The following is a 21,276-nucleotide window of genomic DNA, read 5'->3' on the forward strand; positions in this document are numbered from 1 at the left end:
AATTATTTCCCTAATACTTTTCTCACTAATGGACCAATGGTCAAGCCTTGGCAAATAATTGAGAACACGACAATAACGTAGGTGACCGTTAGGAAAAGTTCTCTCTCCATTTCAGGTTGAAGGGATAGTGCTAGGGCAATGCTGATTCCTCCGCGGATCCCTCCCCAAGTCATAATAAGATCCGTTTTCGGGATAAAATCCAGTTTTTTCCGAAAGATGAAAATAGGGCCGGCCAAGGCAATGTATCTAGCTAATAGAGTCACTGGGATAGCCAAAAGCCCGAGCATTATATACTCTCCGTTAATGGTAATAATCAGAAGTTCAAACCCAATTAGAACAAAGAGGATGGCGTTCAGGAGTACGTCTAGGAGCTCCCAAAATTTGTCCACATAAGCGTGTGTTGTTTTTGACCATGCGATCTGTGGTGATTTATTGCCAATGAATATACCAGCTACCACCACGGCTAAAGGGCCAGAGAAGTGAATAGAATGAGCGATAGCATAGATACCCATTACCAATGCGAGAGTGATCATTACCTCAGTTTCATAATGATCAATGGACTTCATCAACTGAAATCCAATCCACCCCATAGCTAAACCGAGTGCAATGCCTCCAAACACTTCTTCAAAGAACAGAAAGCCAACTTCCTCTGCTTCTACGGAGGCGATACCTTTCTCAGCTATAGCCAAAATCACTAGGAATATTACTACGCCAACACCATCATTGAAAAGCGACTCGCCAACAATTTTTATCTCTAGTTTCTTTGGTGCTTTGGCGTCTTTTAAAATTCCTAGGACTGCAATCGGGTCGGTAGGGGAAATTAACGCTCCAAAGAGTAAACAATAGATAAATTGTATCTCGTGACCTATGGCCTGAGCAATGAAGTAGAAAATACCACCTACAATAAAGGTAGACATGAGCACACCTATTGTAGCAAACATCATGATAGGAGCCTTCTGCTTGGCAAGTTCATCTAGTTTAGTATGCAGGGCACCAGCAAAAAGGAGAAAACTAAGCATCACCTCTAAGAGCACCGTTTTAAAGTCTATGGATTCAATCAATAGCTTTGCTTCTTCTAATATCCAGTGTTCGAAGTAACCGAGCACTATTATCACTAGCGTAAAGCATATAGCAATGATCATCAGTCCAATGGTAAATGGGAGCTTCAAGAACCGTGTATTGATGTAGGCAAATAGTGCTGAGAGCACTATTAGAATGGTTATTATGGTAAAGATGTCCATTGCTTAGATTAAGAATTTTATGTATCGAAAATATCTACTCAAAGTGATAAGTGAAAGTCAGTGTTAATATTTGAAGATAAGATAGAAAGTTGAGCCTTCACCTAGGCTTGATCTTACACTTAAGTCCCCTTTATGTTTTTTCATTATCTGCTTGGAAAGGCTTAGCCCAATACCAGAACCTTGCTCTTTAGTGGAGTAAAAGGGGATGAATATTTGCTCCATCTTTGCGGTATCAATACCCATGCCGTTGTCTTTAACCTCAATAACCTTATGGTTTTGGTCAGAATAAGCATTTATCTGGATTACCCCTTGCTCGTTCCCTTCTAGCGCGTGCCGTGCATTGGTAATTAGATTGATTAAGACTTGTTCGATTAGTTTTCTATCCATTGCTATGGATAAATACTCTGGTGCGTTTACTTTGAGTTGGATGCTTTCTTTTTGGGCATCAGCTTTAAGTAGCATCTCCATTTCATCGAGCATACCTTTTACCTTAACCTCCTCAAGTTCCAACGCTTTGATACGCGTAAGTCTTCGGTAGTCATCAACAAAATGTAATAGTCCTTCACTTCTCTTTTGAATCGTCTTCATGGAAAAGCGAAGATCTTCCAAGGTCTCTTCAGATAATTCTTCCAGCAATAATGGTTTCCCATTCTCTTCCAAAAGCATCAACATGGTTTCTGTCAGAGAAGTAACGGGTGTAACAGAATTCATAATTTCATGGGTCAAGATTCTGATCAACTTGTGCCATGCCTCAATTTCCTTTTGTTCAATTTCTGACTTGATGTCCTGAAAGGTGATAATTGTATAGCGATAGTTTAGAATTTTTAGCCTGTTGACTTGGGTTGAAATCTGGAGTTTTTCCCCTTTTATGTTTAGCTCAAGAAGCCGCTTGTCGCGGTCTTCCATATCCGTGATCTCTTGTGTGAAGTGAGGAAGAAGCTGTTGTAACTGTTTCCAATAGTTTGGTGTACTGGTTTTTAATAAACTCTGTGCTTCTGAGTTCATCAGTTCGATGGAATAGTCTTCTTTAATGGCCAATACGCCAACCTTAAGGTTATCTACAATTACTTGTAGAAATTTGAATTGAGCTTCTTTTTCTACACTTACTTTTTTGAACGCCTCTATGATTTCGACAAACGCCTCCTGAAGTTCCTTGAATGACTTGCCTTTCTTACTTCCCTTAAATGATATAGAAAAGTCAGAATAACGAATAGCAAGAAGTAGCTTGGCTAACTCGCGATTGGTGTGAGTTACAAAGCGTATCAGTTCTGAAACTTGTAGAATGATTACTCCAAGCAATATTATCTGATTGAAGAATAACTCTGTTCTGGCGAAAATGAATGCTAATGCTGTCAAGGTAAGCATCAGTAATACTATTCTTAAAATAACGAGAAAGGCGAAACGCTTAGATACCATGTTCTGTTCGTCTTTTAAAGTCCATATTTCTGAAGCCTTCTATAAAGGGCTAAGCGATCTAAACCTAACTCTTTTGCAGCCCGAGTGACATTGCCATTATTCTTGTCTAAGGCCTTTAGAATTAGTCTTTTCTCCATCTCACTCAAATTGAGAGTGTCACTATCCTGGTTAGGTGTTGTGGAGGTAGTTTGTAGGAGGAAGTCATTAGTCGATAATTTGTTCTCATCGGAAAGTATAATGGCTCTTTCTATAGCATGCTGAAGTTCACGAATGTTACCTGGCCAATTATAGCGCTTGAGCTTGTTGAGAGTGGCAGCATCTATGCGCATGTTTGGTTTCTTATACTTCTTGCCGTATACATCCATGAAGTGTTTAACTAATAGCTCCATATCATCTTTTCTCTCAGTAAGAGATGGCATTCTCAACTCAACGGTGTTGATACGATATAGCAAATCCTGCCTGAAAGTACCTTCCTTGACCATATCGTACAATGGCATATTGGTGGCACAAACTAGTCGAATGTCAATCGACATTTCTTTGTTAGAACCAACACGTTTTACTTTTCGCTGTTGTAGGACTGTCAAGAGCTTGGCCTGTAATGGAAGAGAGAGGTTGCCGATTTCATCTAGAAAGAGTGTTCCGTCAGAGGCAAGCTCAAAACGGCCAGATTTATCTTCTTTAGCATCTGTAAAAGCACCTTTGACATGGCCGAACAACTCACTTTCGAAGAGTGTCTCGCTTACCGAACCCAAGTCTACACTAATAAAGACCTTATCCGACCGCAGGGATTGTCTATGCAAGGCCCTAGCCGCCAGTTCTTTTCCGGTTCCGTTTTCTCCCAGTATCAACACATTTGCGTCAGTAGGACCTACCTTGTCAATCAGAGAGAATACTCGTTGCATAGGTTCACACTCGCCTAGGAAGTTCTCGAATTTCTGATCTATGTCATTAGATATTGTTTTCTGAGTATTTCTCAACTTGTCTACCTCCAGCTTACTTTTTCTTAACTGTAAGGCGGATGTGATGGTCCCAAATAACTTTTCGTTTTTCCATGGCTTGGTGATGAAGTCAGTAGCGCCAGCTTTAATCGCTTTTACAGCCAAGTCAAATTCACCATATGCTGTGATAAGAATGACGATGGCATTTGGGTCGATGTTCAGAATTTTGTTGAGCCAATTGAGTCCATCAGAGCCATCATTTTCTCCCTTACGAAAGTTCATGTCGAGCAAGACTAAATCAAACGACTCTCGTTCGAAGTGAAGCGGAATGTTAGTAGGATCATTTTCTATTTGAACCAGTGTGAACTGCTGTTTCAAATACATTCTGGCGGTATTGAGTATATCGATATCATCATCGACAACTAGTATTTTGGCTTCTGTTTTGGGCATCTTAAAACTGTATCAAAAACAAACACTTAAATGTATTGAAAACAAACGAATATATTACTTAGTGTTTTATGATTATATCATAAGTATTTGTAATACAGTGTGTTATGTGTTTGGCATAAGATTAGTATAGCAATTGTAAAAAGAAGCTCGCTATGTTCAAGAATTATATCAAAACAGCAGTTAGAAACCTTTCCAGAAACCGGGTCTTTGCAACGATCAATATTCTGGGTTTGGTTTTGGGGATTTCCGGAGCGATTATCATCTATCGAATCACTCAATTTGAACATAGCTTTGAAAGCCATCATCAAAGTGCAGATCAGGTTTACCGAATTAACCTAGTTCAGAATAATGATGGGGATGAACAAAAGTCGGCTTCTGTAATGCATCCATTAGGACCAGCAATTCAGTTGGATTACCCAGATTGGGCGGTATCACGAATTCACTGGTATTGGAATGGTGTTTTCAAATACGACAATGATCAAGGGGTTCAAAAGAAAATAAAACAAGACGATAACATGGCCTTCGTGGAGTCCGATTTCTTCGAAATATTTGATTTTGAAATTATCGCTGGCAATCCCAATAACCTATTAGGAGAGCCTAATACTATGGCACTGTCGGTTAAGGGCGCTGAGAAATTATTTGGGCTCAATGGCTCGAACTATCAGTCAATCATTGGCAAGAGAGTGGTTTTTGAAAATCAACTTGACTTGGTGATTTCAGCTGTCTATAGCGATCCACCAAAGAATACCGATTATGGAATTGACTATTTAATGTTCTATGAGGGTGCTAAAATCTATCCATACTCAAGTGGATTGATTTCTTGGGGCACTAGAAATGGCGCGACAAGGACTTTCATAAAGATACCTGCCAGTCAAGACCTCACACAAGCCGAAGTTTCTCTTAAAAACTCTTCTATTAAGTATTTGAAGAACCTTGGCATAGACGCTGAAGAAGCTGGAGTATACTTTGGTTTACAGCCGCTGAAGTCCATCCACCTGGATCCCGAACTGGGTGCGGGGGGCTATGTGGATCAAAGCACATTAGATAGCATGCGGATCATTGGCTTTATTCTAATAATTATAGCTGCTATCAATTTTATAAACTTGGCAACAGCTCAATCAGTGAAGCGGGCCAAAGAGGTTGGTATTAGAAAAGTACTTGGTAGTAGAAAGGGGCAGATTGTGTCTCAGTTTTTAGGTGAAGTGGCCATTATTACCATGATCGCAATATTGCTATCTCTGGCGTTGAGCGAAGCTGCTTTGATGAGGTTGGAGCCAATATTGGGTTATAGTTTAGGCTTGAATTTGTTTTCAGAGCCTTCGACCATCATTTTTCTTATTGTCTTGCTGGTTACTGTAACCTTCCTGTCAGGGTTTTATCCTTCGGTTGTACTCTCCAATTACAGTCCTGTGCATGCTATTAAGAACAGTAGTTTAACGACTAAATCAAGCGGCAGGAGTTTTTCGATAAGAAGGGGTTTGGTTGTATTCCAGTTCCTAATTTCTCAGACATTGATCATTGGAACATTAGTTGTTCTTTTTCAAATGGATTTTATGAGGAATCAGCCTTTAGGATTCAAATCAGAAGGTGTACTCACTTTTCCTGTACCTGAACGTACCGAAGAGAATATGGATGTTCTAAAATCTAGATTAACCTCCATTGCAGGGGTGGATGATATCAGTTTCTTCATCGCTACACCTGGGGCCTCAAATACAAACAATATAGATACCATTGAAGATCCAAGGGGAGGTGATAATGACGGTATTCGAAGCAATCGAAAGAATGTAGATCATAATTATGGTGACCTATTTAACTTAGAATTGGCCGCTGGAAACTTCTTTGGTAAAGATGCACCTGACGACCATAGTGTAATCAATGAAAAACTTGCATTGACTTTGGGCTTCGAAAATGCACAAGCGGCAATAGGTCAAAGATATAAGACTACTTACGATCGTTCATTTTATATCGCAGGAGTGGTTAAAGATTTTCATAACAACTCATTTCACTCAGGTATCGATCCTGTTTTTATGATGAAGGGCGCCTCTCAGTATTTCGAAGGTGGTATTTCACTCACGGGTGTGGGTAACTATCAAACGATTGTCGACCAGGTAGAAGCAGTTTGGAGCGAAGTATTTTCTGGAGACGTTTTTACATATGATTTTATTGAAGATCGAATTAGTGGTCAATACGATAGTGAGCAGAAGATAGTCAGCCTTTTCCAGGTGTTTGCTGGTATGGCGATTTTCATATGCTGTCTTGGACTTTATGGACTTGTGTCCTTTATGGCCAATCAGAAGGTTAAGGAAATTGGCGTACGCAAGATACTAGGGGCAAGCATCAATAGCATTTTGGGTATCTTCTCTAGAGAAGTCCTTAAGCTAGTAGGGATAGCCTTTTTGCTTGCCTGTCCATTAGCTTACTTCATTATGAATGGCTGGTTAGACGGCTATGTTTACCATATTAAATTGGGAGCAGGGGTGTTTGTCCTTGGCGTTATGGCGACTCTAATCATCGGTAGTTTTACTATTGGGCTTAAAGTGTTCAGATCAGCTAGTTCCAATCCAATTAACTCATTAAGAGACGAATAATTGACTAAAGACATATGATTAAGAATTACTTCATAACGGCCATAAGGAACCTTGTCAGAAATAAGAGTTTCACTATCATCAATGTATTCGGTCTTGCGCTTGGAATCAGTGCTGCTTTGGTGCTTTTCAAGATTGTATTATTCGAAAAGAGCTTCGATCAGCATTACAGCAATTATGATAGACTCTACCGCTTTGTTAAGAAGGTAGAAAGCCCAAACCTTATTGAGTTTGAAGCGGGTATTCAAAATCCATTTGCCCAGGCCTTTAAGACAGATTATCCAGATTTAGGACTCCCAGTAAGGACTTTCTACATAGGCGAAAACCAATTAAGTGTGGAGAATGCTAATGGTGATTGGACTCATTATGAGCAGAGAGACGGAATAGCATTTACTGACCCAGAGTTCTTCGAGCTATTCGATTATGAATGGAAAATCGGAGACCCATCGACAGCTTTAAACAAACCAGGTTCGGCAGTAATCACTGTTTCATTAGCAGAAAAGCTGTTTGGGGTTACTGATGGGGGATACGATCGAGTGGTTGGCAAGGAAGTAAAACTGAATAGCAAACTGGTAACTTTTATTACTGGCGTTGTTGAGGACACGAAGCAGAATTCATCTCTGCCATTCAAGATCATGGTAGAGTATGAATCAGTTGAAGCTATTTTTGATTTTTTCCAAAAGGAGTCTTGGACATCAACCTCTTCTAACGCTCAAGTTTATTTCTTAATCAATGAAAATGTTAAGCCAGAACAAGTAAATCAGGTACTGCCTGAAATGGTCGACAAATACATCCCTAAAACGGAAAATGCTTCGTCATTCAAACTTCAGGCCATGTCAGATATCCATTTTGACAGGACTTATAACACCTATGGCGATTTGGCCATATCGTCAGAAGCTAATGTATTTAGGATTGCAATTGCATTGTTCTTAATACTTACTGCCTGCATCAACTTTGTAAACTTATCAACCGCATTGGCCATTAAAAGGTCTAAGGAAGTAGGCATTCGAAAAGTATTAGGTGGTCACAAAGGTCAGTTGATGTTTCAGTTTTTAGGTGAGACCTTCTTGATTACATTGCTCTCAGTGGTCCTATCAATGGGGATTGCCGAGCTGATAATGACTAATCTAAATGACCTTATCGGCTACGAATTGTCCTTGGATTTAGCAAATGACATGGTGTTACTAGGTCTGGTTTTATCTGTAATTCTAGGAGTTACGCTTCTGGCTGGTCTCTATCCTTCATTGATTTTGTCAAAGTTAAAGCCTGTGTCTGTTTTAAGAGGAAAAGGTCAATCTGCATTATCTGGTAATATAAATACCAGAAGAGGCCTTGTGATTTTCCAATTCTTTATTTCTCAAGTATTGGTGATTTGCACCTTGGTGGTCATCTCTCAAATGAAATACTTTGAGAGTCGAGATTTGGGTTTTAGGCAGTCATCAATTATCACCTTTCCATTGCCAAGTAATGAAGGAGAGAAGCTGAATACTATGCGCAATGAGATTTTCAAGTTTCCAGGTGTTGAAGAAGTGAGTTATGCATTCGCAAGCCCACTGAGTGAATCTAATATCGGTTCGAACTTCGCTTACGAGCCACTTCAAATGGATGCCACTTTCGATGTAGCTTTTAAGGTGATCGATGATAACTATATAGATCTCTATGGCATAGAGCTACTGGCTGGTAGGGACATCAGCAAGCTGGACACACTAACCGAGGCCCTTGTATCTACTGAGATATTAAAGCTTATGGAGATTGAAAACCCAGAGGATGCTATTGGACTGGATGTTCAAACTGGTTTTTCTGGAGACAAGAAGATTGTTGGTGTATTCAAAGCCTTCCACAACAAGGATCTAAAGGAGAAAATTGATCCTATGATAATGGTACGTTTCCATGGTTATTTCTACGAAGGTGCTGTTCGATTTGAGGGATCAGATCAACAATTCAGTGAATTGATGGCTTCTGTAGAGCGAGCTTGGTCTGCTCAATACCCAGACATTCTATTCGATTATAATGTGCTTTCGGATGAGATATTGACCAACTACGAGGAGGAGGCAAATATGCTAACTCTGTTTCAGGTATTCTCGGGCATAGCCATTCTTATTGGCTGTTTGGGCTTATATGGTTTGGTATCCTTTATGGCAAATCAAAAGATGAAAGAGATTGGTATCAGGAAGGTACTTGGTGCTACAATACCTCAGATTTTAAAACTGTTTTCAAAAGAGCTACTCATCTTGATCGCGATCGCCTTTTTAGTGGCAACTCCAGTGAGTTATTACTTCATGAAGGATTGGTTGGCTGATTTTGAATACAGCATTAATATGAATGCGTGGGTCTTTGTTATAGCTATTGGATTCACAATGCTCATTGGCATGGTCACCACGGGAGTGAAGTCATTCAGTGCAGCAACATCCAATCCCGTAGACTCACTTAGAAGCGAGTAATATGTTTCGAAACCATTTTATATCCATTGTTAGAAGTCTTAAGAGAAACAAGGTCTATGCCGCTATTAATATTAGCGGTCTAGCCATAGGTTTTGCTTCGGCCTTACTCATCGGTATCTATGTCAATCATGAGTTTACCTATGATAAGCATTACTCAGATCACGAACGTATTTATCGCTTGAGTGCTCGAAATTTCGCTTTTTCTTCTGTTGCACACTTGAATCTTTTGAGTGAGAAAGTTGCAGGAATAGAGGCCACTGTCATGGTTCAACCACTGAGTAGTGCAACACTGAAGTTTGAGGATAAGAGCTTTATAGAAGATTCCTTCTTTTTGGCTACAGGTGGTTACCTCAAAGTGTTTGACCAGCAATTTATTTATGGAAACCCAGAGACAGCTTTTGATGCGCCTAATGCAATGGTCCTTACTGCCTCTATCTCTGAGAAGGTTTTCGGAACTAAGAACCCGATAGGAGAGACGGTGGCTTTGTCTACTTCCGAAGAGCCTGACAGTTATGTTGTGACAGGAGTCATTGAAGACTTACCTGTTAACTCGAGTCTCAGATTCACGGGGATTGCAAGAGCTTCTGAAGCATTTATAGAGGCCAATCGAGATAACTTCAATATGACTATTGGTTACTCCTATTTTAAGACTGAGACACCAATTGCCAGTGAAATAATGCAAAATCGGTCTGACAAGGTATTTGCAAGAAGACGGTTTGAACAAGGTGTGAAGGAAACTGATTTTGAAAAGTTCGCGGAAGCCAATAAAAAGAATCAACCGTTGGTATTAAAACTAGCGGATGTCCATTTGAAGTCTAACCTCCCATTTGAAGCATCTAGCCCAGGTAATCGTCAATACCTGTTTATTTTCATCGGGATTGCTGTTTTTATCATCGTGCTGGCTGCAATTAACTATGTGAATTTAGCTACGGCTGAGGCTTCTAAGAGAGCAAAGGAGGTTGGGGTTAGAAAGGTGCTAGGTACAGTGAGGAGAGAGTTAATAGGCAGGTTTTTGGGGGAGTCTTTTCTTCTCACCCTGAGTGCATCATTAATTGCCCTTGGGTTGGCAGAAGGCGCCTTACAACTCATATCAGGTATGGGTTTCGTAAGTTTTGATGTCAATGTCTTTGACTTCCCTACACTCATTGTGTTAATTGTTCTTGTGGCTTCGCTTACGGGATTACTCGCAGGCATTTACCCTGCTTTCTATCTTACTTCATTCAATCCTTCAGCAGTTTTAAAGGGAGATTATGGGATAGGAGCCAAAAGCAAAACATTTAGAAGTGCACTCGTTGTATTTCAGTTTGTAGTATCACTTTCCCTCGCCATTTTCTCCGTTTTTGCTTATCAACAATTAAACTATGGGCTGAACAAGGATCTGGGCTTTACAAAAGAAGGTGTAATAGTGGTTGACAATAGCAAATCACAACTTGGTGATAGGATTGAGGCGTTTAGGAATGAAATACTTCAATTACCTGCGGTAGAAAACATTTCCTTCAATCGGTTTAGTATGATTGACAACCTATCGTTGCTGGGTATGTCAGAGATTGGCGGTGAGGGTACTTTCCACAGGATTCAGTATAAGTTGGTTGACGCTGCTTTTGTACCTACAATGGGTATGAGTATAGCTGATGGTCGAAATTTTGATGAAGCGATAGATGCAAACAATGCTGCAATACTCGTTAATGAGACTTTTGCAAAAGCACTAGGAGATGAGCTTTACGAAAAGCGATTTAACGCTGGCTTCAGGGGTGAGAATGCGAAAATAGTTGGTGTGGTTAAGGATTTTCATTCGGCAAACTTCAACGAGGCAATTGGACCAACAGTTTTTTTCAACAGCGAGGTGGAGCGACAGTTTAACATCAAACTGCAGAATATCAATGACCCTAGTGCACTTCGTCAAATTGAGGAGGTTTATGGCAAGTTCACTGATGAGCCCCTAGACTATTACTTCTTCGATCAAAAGTTCAATCAGTTGTTTAATGCTGAGAAGCGCATGAGCCAGATTGTAACCACATTTACGGGACTCAGTTTGTTCGTGGCCTTGTTGGGTCTAATAGGATTGATCAGCTATAAATTGGATCAACGAATTAAGGAAATAGGCATTCGAAAAGTGCTTGGTGCTTCTGTCTCTCAAATACTCTCATTATTGAGTAGGGAAGTGATTGTATTAGTTGCAGTGGCTCTCCTTATAACCATTCCTATCAGTTACTATGCGGTTTCTGGTTGGATGAACGATTTTGCTTATCACATAGAGTTGTCAGTCTTGCCCTTTGCTGGTGTAGCAGTGATAGCCATAGTCAGCATACTAGCCATAGTTACGATCCGATCTTATCGGACAGCAACTGCAAACCCTATCAATGCATTAAGAAACCAATAACCTTGAGGCTATGATTAGAAACCATTTAATTCTTGCATTAAGAAGACTTAAAAAAGACAAGTTTTTCTCCTTTCTAAATATTACTGGTTTAACTGTAGGAGTTGCCTCATTTATCCTTTTGATGCTTTATGCTCAATTTGAATTGAGTTTTGATAAGTTTCATGAGAAGGCAGATGAGATTTATGTTCTAGCGGACGAGTACCATACGCGTAATGGGAAGGAACGATCAGAACGCTATAGAACAACATATGCAGCCTTGCTGAAGCAGAATATACCCGAACTCGGTAAGATGGCCATGGTCGGGGGCGCAGGAGCAAATTATTTGGTCAAGATAGGTGGAAGTAGCTTCTATGAAGATCAGGTCTTAATGACCAATGATGAGTTTTTTGAAGTCTTTGACTTTGACTTGGTGATTGGTGATAACGACCTAAATACACCTAAGAAAGCAGTGATTTCTCAAAGTATTGCCAAGAAATACTTTGGTGAAGAAAATCCGATTGGTGCTGTTTTGGAACTGTTTAAGACGGAATTGGTGGGACAATTTCAGATTACTGGAGTAGTGGCCGACCCTCCGAAAAACTCACATATTCAATTTAGCATCCTCTTATCGAATGTTGATGATATCACAGACGCCCTCGGGCGACTAGGAGAAAATGGCGGTAGCGTAACAGCAAATTATGTCTTAATTCCCAAGGGCAGTGACTTTAAGGAGATTGACAAGAAAGTTGAGACTTTCATATTGGAGAATTGGCCTGAAGAACAGATAAGAAAAAATGATGAAGGTGAACTGATGGGGAAACCATTTTTATTTCCATATACAGATATTCATTTGAAATCTGACTTTGGATGGGCCCTGTTTCCGGTCAGCGATATTACCTACGTCTATCTATTCTCTATAATAGCGATATTGATTTTAGCCATAGCTTGCTTTAATTATATCAATTTGGTAACCGCGAGGTCTGTCAAAAAACTTAAAGAAATTGGTGTTCGCAAGGTGCTAGGTGCTCAAAAGCGTCAGATCATCAGACAGAATATGGTGGAGTCTTTTTTATTCACTTTTATTTCTGTTTTTCTAGCTTTTGCGATTGCAGAGCGTGTCATTCCTTTTTATAATCAACTGATTGAAAGAGAGTTAAGTTTGTCCTATTGGAGTTTGGAATTTTTCGCCTTTGTATTTGGTCTTAGTTTGCTTGTTAGTTTCGCGGCAGGATATTATCCAGCATTTAAACTGAGTAGATTCAAGGCTATTTCTGCTTTGGCAGGTGGCAAAAATGCTAAAGGCAAATCAGGCTTTAGAAGAGGGCTGGTTTTCTTTCAATTCTTAATTGCCCAGCTGCTTATTGTGGCGACCTTAATTATTCAATCACAACTTAGCTACATTCAGAACAAAAACTTGGGTTATGATAGAGAGCAGCTTGTTTATATCAATACTTATGGTGAGTTGAGAAACAATGTTGACGTTTTTAAATCGAAACTGGAGCAAATTCCTAACATCAGGGCACTATCGGTTTCTGATGGTATTTTCAATAAAAATGGAATCACCTTTTTTAGTTCACAGGAAATATATGGCCCTGAGACAGATAAGAAGGGTTACGTAGTAGTCGATATCCTAAATGTTGATAGTGCTTTCATGTCGACAACGGGTATGGAGATGCTACTAGGTGATCCCTTTCATAGGCTAGGTGCCCAAGGCCCAACGACTGCAATGGTTATTAATGAGGCATGTCAAAAGAAGTTCGGATGGGAGAACCCACTAGGACAGCAAATGGAAGTCTGGGGTGCTCAAAGAACAGTTGTTGGCGTAGTAAAAGATTTTCACAATGAGTCCTTAAAAGCTAATGTTAAGCCTGCAATGCTCGTTTTGGATGACGATGTTCACTCCTTTGTGAGCCTTAAACTTGTTGGAGTAGATGTTTCGAATACCATGAAGCAAATTGAATCTACATGGAACTCAATGGTAGAAGACAGGCCTTTGACCTTTCAGTTTTATGATGACTACTATGACTCACAGTACCGTAAAGAGATGCGACTCGGTCAAATCTTCAATGTCTTTTCAAGTATTGCGATTTTTATTTCGATTCTTGGCTTAATCGGCCTTACAGCTTATTCTGCAGAGCAACGACTTAAAGAATTTGGTATTCGAAAAGTGTTGGGTGCTAAGGTGAAACAAGTGATGTTTTTGCTGTCCAAGGAGTTTGTGATACTGATTGCTTTGGCCTTTCTTGTGGCCAGCCCAATTGTGTATTACGGTATCAATAGTTGGCTTGAGCAATTTGCCTATAGGATAGACCTTGGACCTGAGATTTTTGCCTTTGGCCTATTGGCTACCTTATCTATTTCACTATTGGCGGTGGCAAATCAGGCATTGAAAGTATCAAAAGTCAACCCTACCGAGATACTCAGAAACGAATAAATTAGTGTATCAAAAACAAACACTTTACTGTTATAAAAACAAACGATTCTATTCATTATAGAATCGTTTTTGTTTTGTAATCATCTGTTTATTAGGTAGTTGTAATGTTTGGCATTCAAATTGAAAAGAAAGAGTAATATCGGCCCAAAGTCTGATTCAAAACAACAACACTATGCTTCGAAATTATCTAAAGATTTTACTAAGAAACTTCGCTCGTAACAGAGCATTTACATTGATCAATATCTCTGGTCTTACGCTAGGGATAACTTGTAGCTTGATCATGTTTATGATTGTGAAAGAAGAGTTGAGTTTCAATCAATATCACTCCAAGCTGGATCGAATTTATCGTGTAGGTCATATCGACTATATCGATGGGAATGAATATCCAGGTGGAGGAGTGCCACTACCAATGCGTGCCGCTGTTGCCGAGGATATCGTTGGCCTTACAAACTCGACATTGATTTCTCATGAATCTTACGGTTTGATTTCCGTAACTGGCAATGATGGAGATGTCCAGTACTATGAAGAGTCTCCTGAGCTCGTATATGTACAACCCAGTTTCTTTGAGATGTTTGATTGGAAGGTTCTTGAAGGTGCAGTAGCCGAAGCTTTCAAAGAGCCTAACAAAGCAGCTCTTAGTGAGACTATGGCAAAGAAGTACTTTCCAGATGAATCAGCCATAGGTAAGACTATTAGACTTAATAAGAATAAAGACCTTCTAATTACAGCGGTCTTAGAAGACGCCAGAAAAGATTCAGACTTTCCTTTTGGCATTTTCATGTCCATGGAAACTAAGGGAGCAGAGAGTAGTTTTACCCGTTGGGGAAGTATAAGTAGTAATGATGTTTTATTTGTAGAGCTTGATGAGGCTACCACTGCAGTTGATGTTGATAATCAGTTTCCTGATTTTGTTGAAAAATATTGGAGCAAAGAGGAGAGAGAAGAAAGGTCATTCTTACTAGCTCCTTTTTCTGAATATCACTTTGATGATCGTTTTGGGACTTTCAGTAGAAGCTCTTCCAAGCAAATGCTTTGGACTTATGCTGCTATCGGAATATTCTTGATTGTAACCGCCTGTTTTAACTTCATTAATATGTCCACTGCTATGGCTGTAAAAAGGGCCAAAGAAGTTGGTATGCGAAAAGTTCTAGGCAGTAGCCGCAAGCAACTGGTAATGCGCTTTCTTGGTGAGACCTTCGCCATTACATTTCTTTCTCTATTGGTGTCAATTGCTCTTACTGAAAGGTTGATTCCACTAGTGATTAATGAGTTCTTCGATTTAGAAATCAACTTTTCATTACTCAGTGATTTGTCATTGATTTTATACTTGGTAGGAGTGTTGGTGCTTGTATCCTTGTTGGCAGGGCTATATCCGGCATTTGTGTTATCGGGAGCAAAACCTATTTATGCATTGAAAGGTGCATTGGATAATAAAGGTAGCAACATGACGCTCAGACGAGTCCTTGTTGTCTTCCAGTTTTTCTTATGTCAACTGTTGATTTTCGGAACTATTGTGGCCGTTAAGCAAATGAACTACTTCAGTAATGTTGACATGGGGTATGAAAAAGAGAACATCATGTTCTTCCGAATGGCTGAAAACGACCTAGAGAAGCAAAAGCTATGGAAGTCAAGGATTGCAGATATACCTGGGGTCAAAGTTTCCTCAGTCGCATCTCACCCTCCTTTCTCTGGTTCGGTAATGGGCACAAATGCCTATTACTATACTGATGATACAACAAGACAAGAGATTGATATTCAGTTTAAAAGAGTAGATGAGGCATACCAGGAAACTTACGGATTAAGGATGCTTGCTGGTGATTGGGTGGTGAAAAGTGATACTATGAGCCAGTTTGTGGTTAACCAGTCCTTTCTGATCAAGGCAGGTGTTAAAGATCCAGTATCGGCCATTGGAGAAACGGTGAACGTGTGGGGAAGAAAGTTTCCAATTGTAGGCGTAGTGGAGGATTACCATGCCACCACGCTTTCAGATGCCATTGAGCCGATGGTCATGTTTTCCGATGCAGGCGAGAACTATACGGTAGGCTTGAAGATTAATGCCGAAAGAACTGAAGAGATAGTAAGCGCCTTGGAAGAAATCTGGTTGAATTTCCATGAAGAGTATGAGTTTGACTACAGGTTTGTGGACGAAGAAATTGCAGCATTCTATGAGAATGAGAAAAAGATGTCTCAGTTGTTGACATCCTTTGCTGGTATTTCGATTTTCATCGGATGTCTTGGACTTTATGGTTTGGTAGCTTTTATGGCGAATCAAAAGTCTAAAGAGATCGGTATTAGAAAAGTGCTGGGAGCAACTGTACCAAGCTTAGTGGGTAATTTCAGTGGTGAGTTTGCCAAGCTTGTTGGTCTGGCCTTTTTAGTGGCAGCTCCACTCGGTTATTTGGGCATGAACACTTGGCTTCAAGAATATGAGTACAGCATATCAATTGGTCCTCTGATTTTCATTAGTACCATTATTGCATCAATGCTGATCGCCATGTTTACAACTGGTTATCGATCACTCAGGGCAGCTACAGCCAATCCAGTAAATTCATTAAGAGACGAGTAGGCCATGTTTAGAAGCTACCTTAAATCTACTTTCAGAAAACTAGTTAAGGACAGAGAGTATACAATCATTAACCTTGTGGGACTATCCACAGGGTTAATGCTGTTTCTGATTATATCAATTTATATTCAGAGAGAGTCATCTGTAGATAGGCATCTTGCCGACTGGAATTCTACTTTTAGAGTCAATACAGTACTTACGGGGAGTGAGGGACTGACTGAGGAGTATGCGGTGAGTTACGAACCCTTAGCTGATGCAATAAAAGACGAAATAGCCAATGTATCGGCAGCCACAAGTTTCTATTCTCCAGCTGCTCAATTTTCATTTAGAGCAGGGGATGAGAATCTGTCAATAGCAAACGATAAGATTTACTTTACCAATGAAAATTTCTTGGAGGTCTTTAGTCACGATTGGGAAATTGAACTCGGTGATTTAAGTGAACCAAATACGGTGATTATTTCTGACCGATTGGCTCAGAGATTTTTTGGAGTTTCTGCTGATGCTGTCGGGGAGACTCTTACTTATCAAGACCCTCAAAGATCTTTATCCTTAATCGTATCGGGTGTTTTTAAGTCTTCAGGTGCACCGAGTCATTTATCGTATGACATGCTCATTCACGATGAGTCTGCAGTTAATTTTTGGAATAGTGGACTCAATGGAAACTGGAATTACCTATACGTTTACACCTACTTTAAGGCTTTGCCAGGCACTGCCAAGTCCAAGCTTGATGAGTCTTTGCTAGATATACAAAAGAAGTATCAGGTTGATAGAGATAACATTCAATATTCTGTTCAGGCTCTTGATGATGTTTACTTTGATGCAAAACTGAACGAGCCAGGTATTAATGGAAATATGACCTACCTCTATGTTTTCGGTTCATTCGGGCTAGTCGTTCTTATTCTGGCAGCCGTTAATTTTATCAATTTAATGACTGCCCGATCCATAAGACGAATCAAAGAGGTTGCGATAAGAAAAGTGGTCGGAGCTTCTCGAGGTGGGCTCATTCTTCAGTTTTTACTAGAAGCCATAGTACTTGCCTTCTTGGCCATGATAATTGCAGGGGTATCAGTGGAAAGATTGATTCCAATGATCAATTCAAACTTTGATCTAGCCTTAAATTTTAATGTTTTTCAGAATGGATCGCTTCTGATGACTATTCTAATTACTCCATTGGTTATTGGCTTAGCTTCAGGGTTTTACCCAGCACTCATCATATCAAGGTTTCAGACAAAAAATCTACTTAAAGGTAAAATCCCGCTGAGCATTTCAGGTAGTTCTGTGAGGAATAGTCTTTTGGCCTTCCAGTTCTTTATATCTGTATTGGTGATTTCAGGAGTAGCTATCATTAATAGCCAGCTTTCATATGTAAAAGCGAATGGATTGGGATTCAATGAAAACCCAATTATAGTTTTGCCTAGAATTTCGAGCAAATCGAATTTGCTTATACGCGAAAAAGTGGCCAATAATGCTAATATCAAGGCCATAGCTTCCCTTACGGCTATCCCGGGTTATAGAAATCCTCTTACTAGAAATATTAAGCCAAGTAATACTTCAGGTGAGGGTATAAGGACTAATGGCGTATGGGTTTCAGAACAGTACTCAGAAATACTGAAGCTAGAGTTTCTGGCTGGTCGAAATTTTGAGGATAGGGACAACCAAAATACTCTAATTCTAAACCGTAGGGCTGTTGAATCTTTAGGCTGGAGTCCTTCAGAGGCCTTGTCTCAAAAGCTCGTTATGACCGGCAGGTCTGGCTTTGAAGAGACCATCTACAATGTCGTTGGAGTTATCGAGGACTATAATTATGGCTCTCTGTATGAGCCTATTGAGTCACTTTTCCTTCAGAATGACTCGAAAAACACGGTCGGTGGTAATTCTAATATAGTTCAGATTTCAAAAGATGGCTTCAATGAGACAATCACTTACCTGTCAGAAGTATGGAGTGAAGTTGAGCAGAATAATGCTTTTGACTTCTATTTTTTAGACGATGCAATGAGCCAGATTTATGAGAATGAGATTAAGCTTTCAAAGACTACGCAGTATGCATCAATGATTTCGATTCTCATCTGCTTTTTGGGACTATATGGTATTTCAAATTTGACCCTTGCTTCGAGAAAAAGAGAAATTAGCTTAAGGAAGGTTTTAGGAGCCACAGGAAAGAGCCTAGCCCGACTTTTATCGACTAGTTATTTCAAAATTATCGGTGTGGGGGTGGTTTTAGGCTTGCCTGTTTCATACCTGTTGGTGAATAATTGGCTCGAAAACTTTGCATACCATGTTGAGTATTCCTTTGGTACTTATACGGCCATTGCTATAAGTCTAATGGTCATTTCAATAGCCTTAGTAAGCTTTCAAACGCTGAGGGCTTCGAATGTTAACCCCCTTGATTCACTAAGAGATGAATAATGCTCTAGGTACATATATAAAGACTGCAGTCAGAAGTTTGAATAAACATAGGCTGTCTGCAGTCATTAATATTGCCGGTCTGTCAATTGGTTTTGCATCTTGTTTGTTGATCACTTTTTATATTCAGCAAGAGACGAGTTATGATAAATTTTATAAGGACTCCTCTCATATTTATCGGCTGAATACCAACTGGGGACAAGAGGGAGCTGATGAGAAATTTGCCACTACACCACCACCATTGGCGCCTCACTTGGCGGAAATATCCCCTGGAGTCCAAGCGATTACCAGAGTGTATAAAGGAGGTGACTTCACGATGCGAGCAGATCACGATTTTGAAAGTCCTTTTCGTGAAACAAACGCCTGGATGGTCGAAGACGGCTTCCTTGATGTACTTGATCACGGGGTTTTAGCTGGAAATAGAGAAACAATGTTTTCCCAACCTAGGTCAGTTGTAATGCCTAAGTCCACAGCCATAAGGTATTTTGGTAAAGAAGCTTTTGAGACTGGAAACATCGTGGGGAGAAGCCTCGGAGGAGGAGGAGATGGAGGGACCAAATGGCTGGTAACAGGAGTCCTGCCAGATCAACCAGAGAACTCTCACTTTCAGTTTGATATGCTATTGACGCCTGAAAACGATGTTGTTCTGAATCAACCCAATTGGGGGTGGTTGGCATTCTATACTTACATAAGACTCAAAGACAATACAGCAGAGTCTTTGAAGAATTTGGATGGTCAACTCGAAAGTATCGTGGGTGATCATGCTGTAAAACACTTTGATGTAGACTTGGAGGAACTCCGGAGTCAGGGTCTGGATATGAGTTATTCTTGGCAATCAATAGAGTCCATTCACCTAAAGTCATCTCTACTGCGAGAAATGAGGCCAAATGGTAACATTACTTATGTACAAGCCATGATTGCGATAGCGGTCTTTATTATAATCTTAGCCTGCGTTAACTTTATTAACCTGACAACAGCTAGGTCTGCTGTCAGAGCTAAGGAGATAGGGGTAAGAAAGGTATTGGGCTCTCAGCGAGGTCAATTAATTTGTCAATTTTTGACCGAGTCACTATTAATGAGCTTTATAGCATTATTGGTGGCATTTGGCTTGATTGAATTTCTATCCGAGACCCTGGCACCTCAATTCGGCTGGATTATCAAAACAAGTTTTATTAGACAGGCTGATGTTTTGATAGCCATTATTAGTCTTACCATAGCACTCGGCCTTATAGCAGGCCTTTATCCAGCACTATACCTTACACGTTTCAAACCCTCTCAGGTACTTAAGGGTAATGTTTCAAGCGGCCCTGGGGAAAAACGAATAAGAAATGGCCTGGTGACCTTCCAGTTTGTTGTGTCTATGACATTAATTGTTTCCACGGCTATAATTAATAGACAGGTGGACTATATCCAAAGGAAGGATTTGGGTTTTGACAAGGAGAATGTCATTGTTATTCAGAATGACCGAGAAATTGACGAGAGGAGGAATGAATTTAAAAATGCTTTGAAATTAAAGCCCGGCCTACTAAGTGCCAGCTTCACTACAGGAATCCCCGGTCTAGCACAATATATGAGGCGTGACTTCACCTTAGAAGGCTCTAGCTTGAGTACCGGTCTGACTTGGTTCGAGGTGGATGAATCGTTTTTGCAAACTATGGAAGTAGAGTTGTTAGAAGGTCGGGGGTTTGATCCGCTAATTGCTTCTGATAGTATGGCCTTAATATTAAATCAAACCGCAGCCAAAGAATTGAGATTGGAGGAACCAATTGGAAAGTTTATTACCATCAACCAAGGTGCCAATGACGAAAGAAGAGTGCAAGTAATTGGTGTAATAAAGGACCTAAACCTACAGTCTTTCGACAGAGCTGTGAGTGGACTGGCACTAGAGTATCTCGATAACTTTGACTTCAAAGACTACATTACTATTAGAATAGCTCCCGGTGATTTGGAACAGCACATTGAGGCTCTAGCAACATCCTGGTCTGAGTTTGAGCCAAATGTACCAATGGTTTATAGTTTCTTAGATAGTGATTTTGACAAACTATTCAAGTCTGAGTTAAGGTTGAGCAAAGTTTTTAACGGATTTACTGCGCTTGCTATTGTCATAGCATGCCTAGGGTTGTTTGGGTTGGCGTCTTTCACAAGCAATCAAAGAATCAAGGAAATAAGTATCCGTAAAGTATTAGGCGCCACTACCTCTTCTTTGTTGTCTCTTTTGTTCAAGGGCTATTTTAGGTTAATCATAGTTGCCTTCATTTTTGCTAGTGTAATTGCCTACGGTCTAATGAATAATTGGCTGTCCAATTTTGCTTATAGAACAGATTTAGGCCTGCAGCCGTTTGGACTTGCCTTTTTAGGTACAATACTCATAGCAGCATTAACCGTTATTTACCACTCGTTGAAGACAGTTTCTTCGAATCCTATTGAAAACCTTAAAGACGAATAG

10 protein-coding genes are annotated in these 21,276 nt (G+C 40.1%); 7 read left to right on the top strand and 3 right to left on the bottom strand.

The window, feature by feature from the left end:
• Positions 1 to 2 precede the first annotated feature (2 nt).
• The 3 genes from J4E76_RS19455 to J4E76_RS19465 all read right to left on the bottom strand — a co-directional run bounded on the left by J4E76_RS19455 (position 3) and on the right by J4E76_RS19465 (position 4,045).
• Complete coding sequence (locus J4E76_RS19455) at positions 3 to 1,241, bottom strand: sodium:proton antiporter (RefSeq protein WP_208506468.1); 1,239 nt, start codon at positions 1,239 to 1,241, stop codon at positions 3 to 5.
• 63 nt (positions 1,242 to 1,304) lie between these two features.
• Positions 1,305 to 2,657 (bottom strand): PAS domain-containing sensor histidine kinase, encoded by a 1,353-nt coding sequence (locus J4E76_RS19460; RefSeq protein ID WP_208506469.1) that lies wholly within the window; start codon positions 2,655 to 2,657, stop codon positions 1,305 to 1,307.
• 14 nt (positions 2,658 to 2,671) lie between these two features.
• Positions 2,672 to 4,045 (bottom strand): sigma-54 dependent transcriptional regulator, encoded by a 1,374-nt coding sequence (locus J4E76_RS19465; RefSeq protein WP_208506470.1) that lies wholly within the window; start codon positions 4,043 to 4,045, stop codon positions 2,672 to 2,674.
• A gap of 152 nt (positions 4,046 to 4,197) precedes the next feature.
• Between J4E76_RS19465 and J4E76_RS19470 the strand changes: the two genes are divergently transcribed.
• The 7 genes from J4E76_RS19470 (at position 4,198) to J4E76_RS19500 (ending at position 21,276) form a co-directional block, all read left to right on the top strand.
• The gene (locus J4E76_RS19470) at positions 4,198 to 6,633 is read left to right on the top strand and encodes an ABC transporter permease (protein WP_208506471.1); all 2,436 of its coding nucleotides are present in this window, start codon (positions 4,198 to 4,200) and stop codon (positions 6,631 to 6,633) included.
• Positions 6,634 to 6,647: 14 nt separating this feature from the next.
• Positions 6,648 to 9,071 carry an FtsX-like permease family protein gene (locus J4E76_RS19475; RefSeq protein WP_208506472.1) on the top strand — a complete coding sequence of 808 codons (2,424 nt, stop codon included), beginning with the start codon at positions 6,648 to 6,650 and terminating at the stop codon, positions 9,069 to 9,071.
• 1 nt (position 9,072) lies between these two features.
• Entirely contained in the window at positions 9,073 to 11,451 is a 2,379-nt protein-coding gene (locus J4E76_RS19480) for an ABC transporter permease (protein WP_208506473.1), read from the top strand.
• Positions 11,452 to 11,461: 10 nt separating this feature from the next.
• Positions 11,462 to 13,864, top strand: coding sequence for an ABC transporter permease (locus tag J4E76_RS19485; protein ID WP_208506474.1), 2,403 nt, complete (start codon positions 11,462 to 11,464; stop codon positions 13,862 to 13,864).
• Between the two features lie 172 nt (positions 13,865 to 14,036).
• Entirely contained in the window at positions 14,037 to 16,430 is a 2,394-nt protein-coding gene (locus J4E76_RS19490; RefSeq protein WP_208506475.1) for an ABC transporter permease, read from the top strand.
• A 3-nt stretch (positions 16,431 to 16,433) separates the two neighbouring features.
• The gene (locus tag J4E76_RS19495) at positions 16,434 to 18,833 is read left to right on the top strand and encodes an ABC transporter permease (protein WP_208506476.1); all 2,400 of its coding nucleotides are present in this window, start codon (positions 16,434 to 16,436) and stop codon (positions 18,831 to 18,833) included.
• The gene (locus J4E76_RS19500) at positions 18,826 to 21,276 is read left to right on the top strand and encodes an ABC transporter permease (RefSeq protein ID WP_208506477.1); all 2,451 of its coding nucleotides are present in this window, start codon (positions 18,826 to 18,828) and stop codon (positions 21,274 to 21,276) included. Before J4E76_RS19495 ends, J4E76_RS19500 begins: the two co-directional genes overlap by 8 nt.

The sequence above is a fragment of the Roseivirga sp. E12 genome, from assembly GCF_017592825.1.
Classification (GTDB): domain Bacteria; phylum Bacteroidota; class Bacteroidia; order Cytophagales; family Cyclobacteriaceae; genus Roseivirga.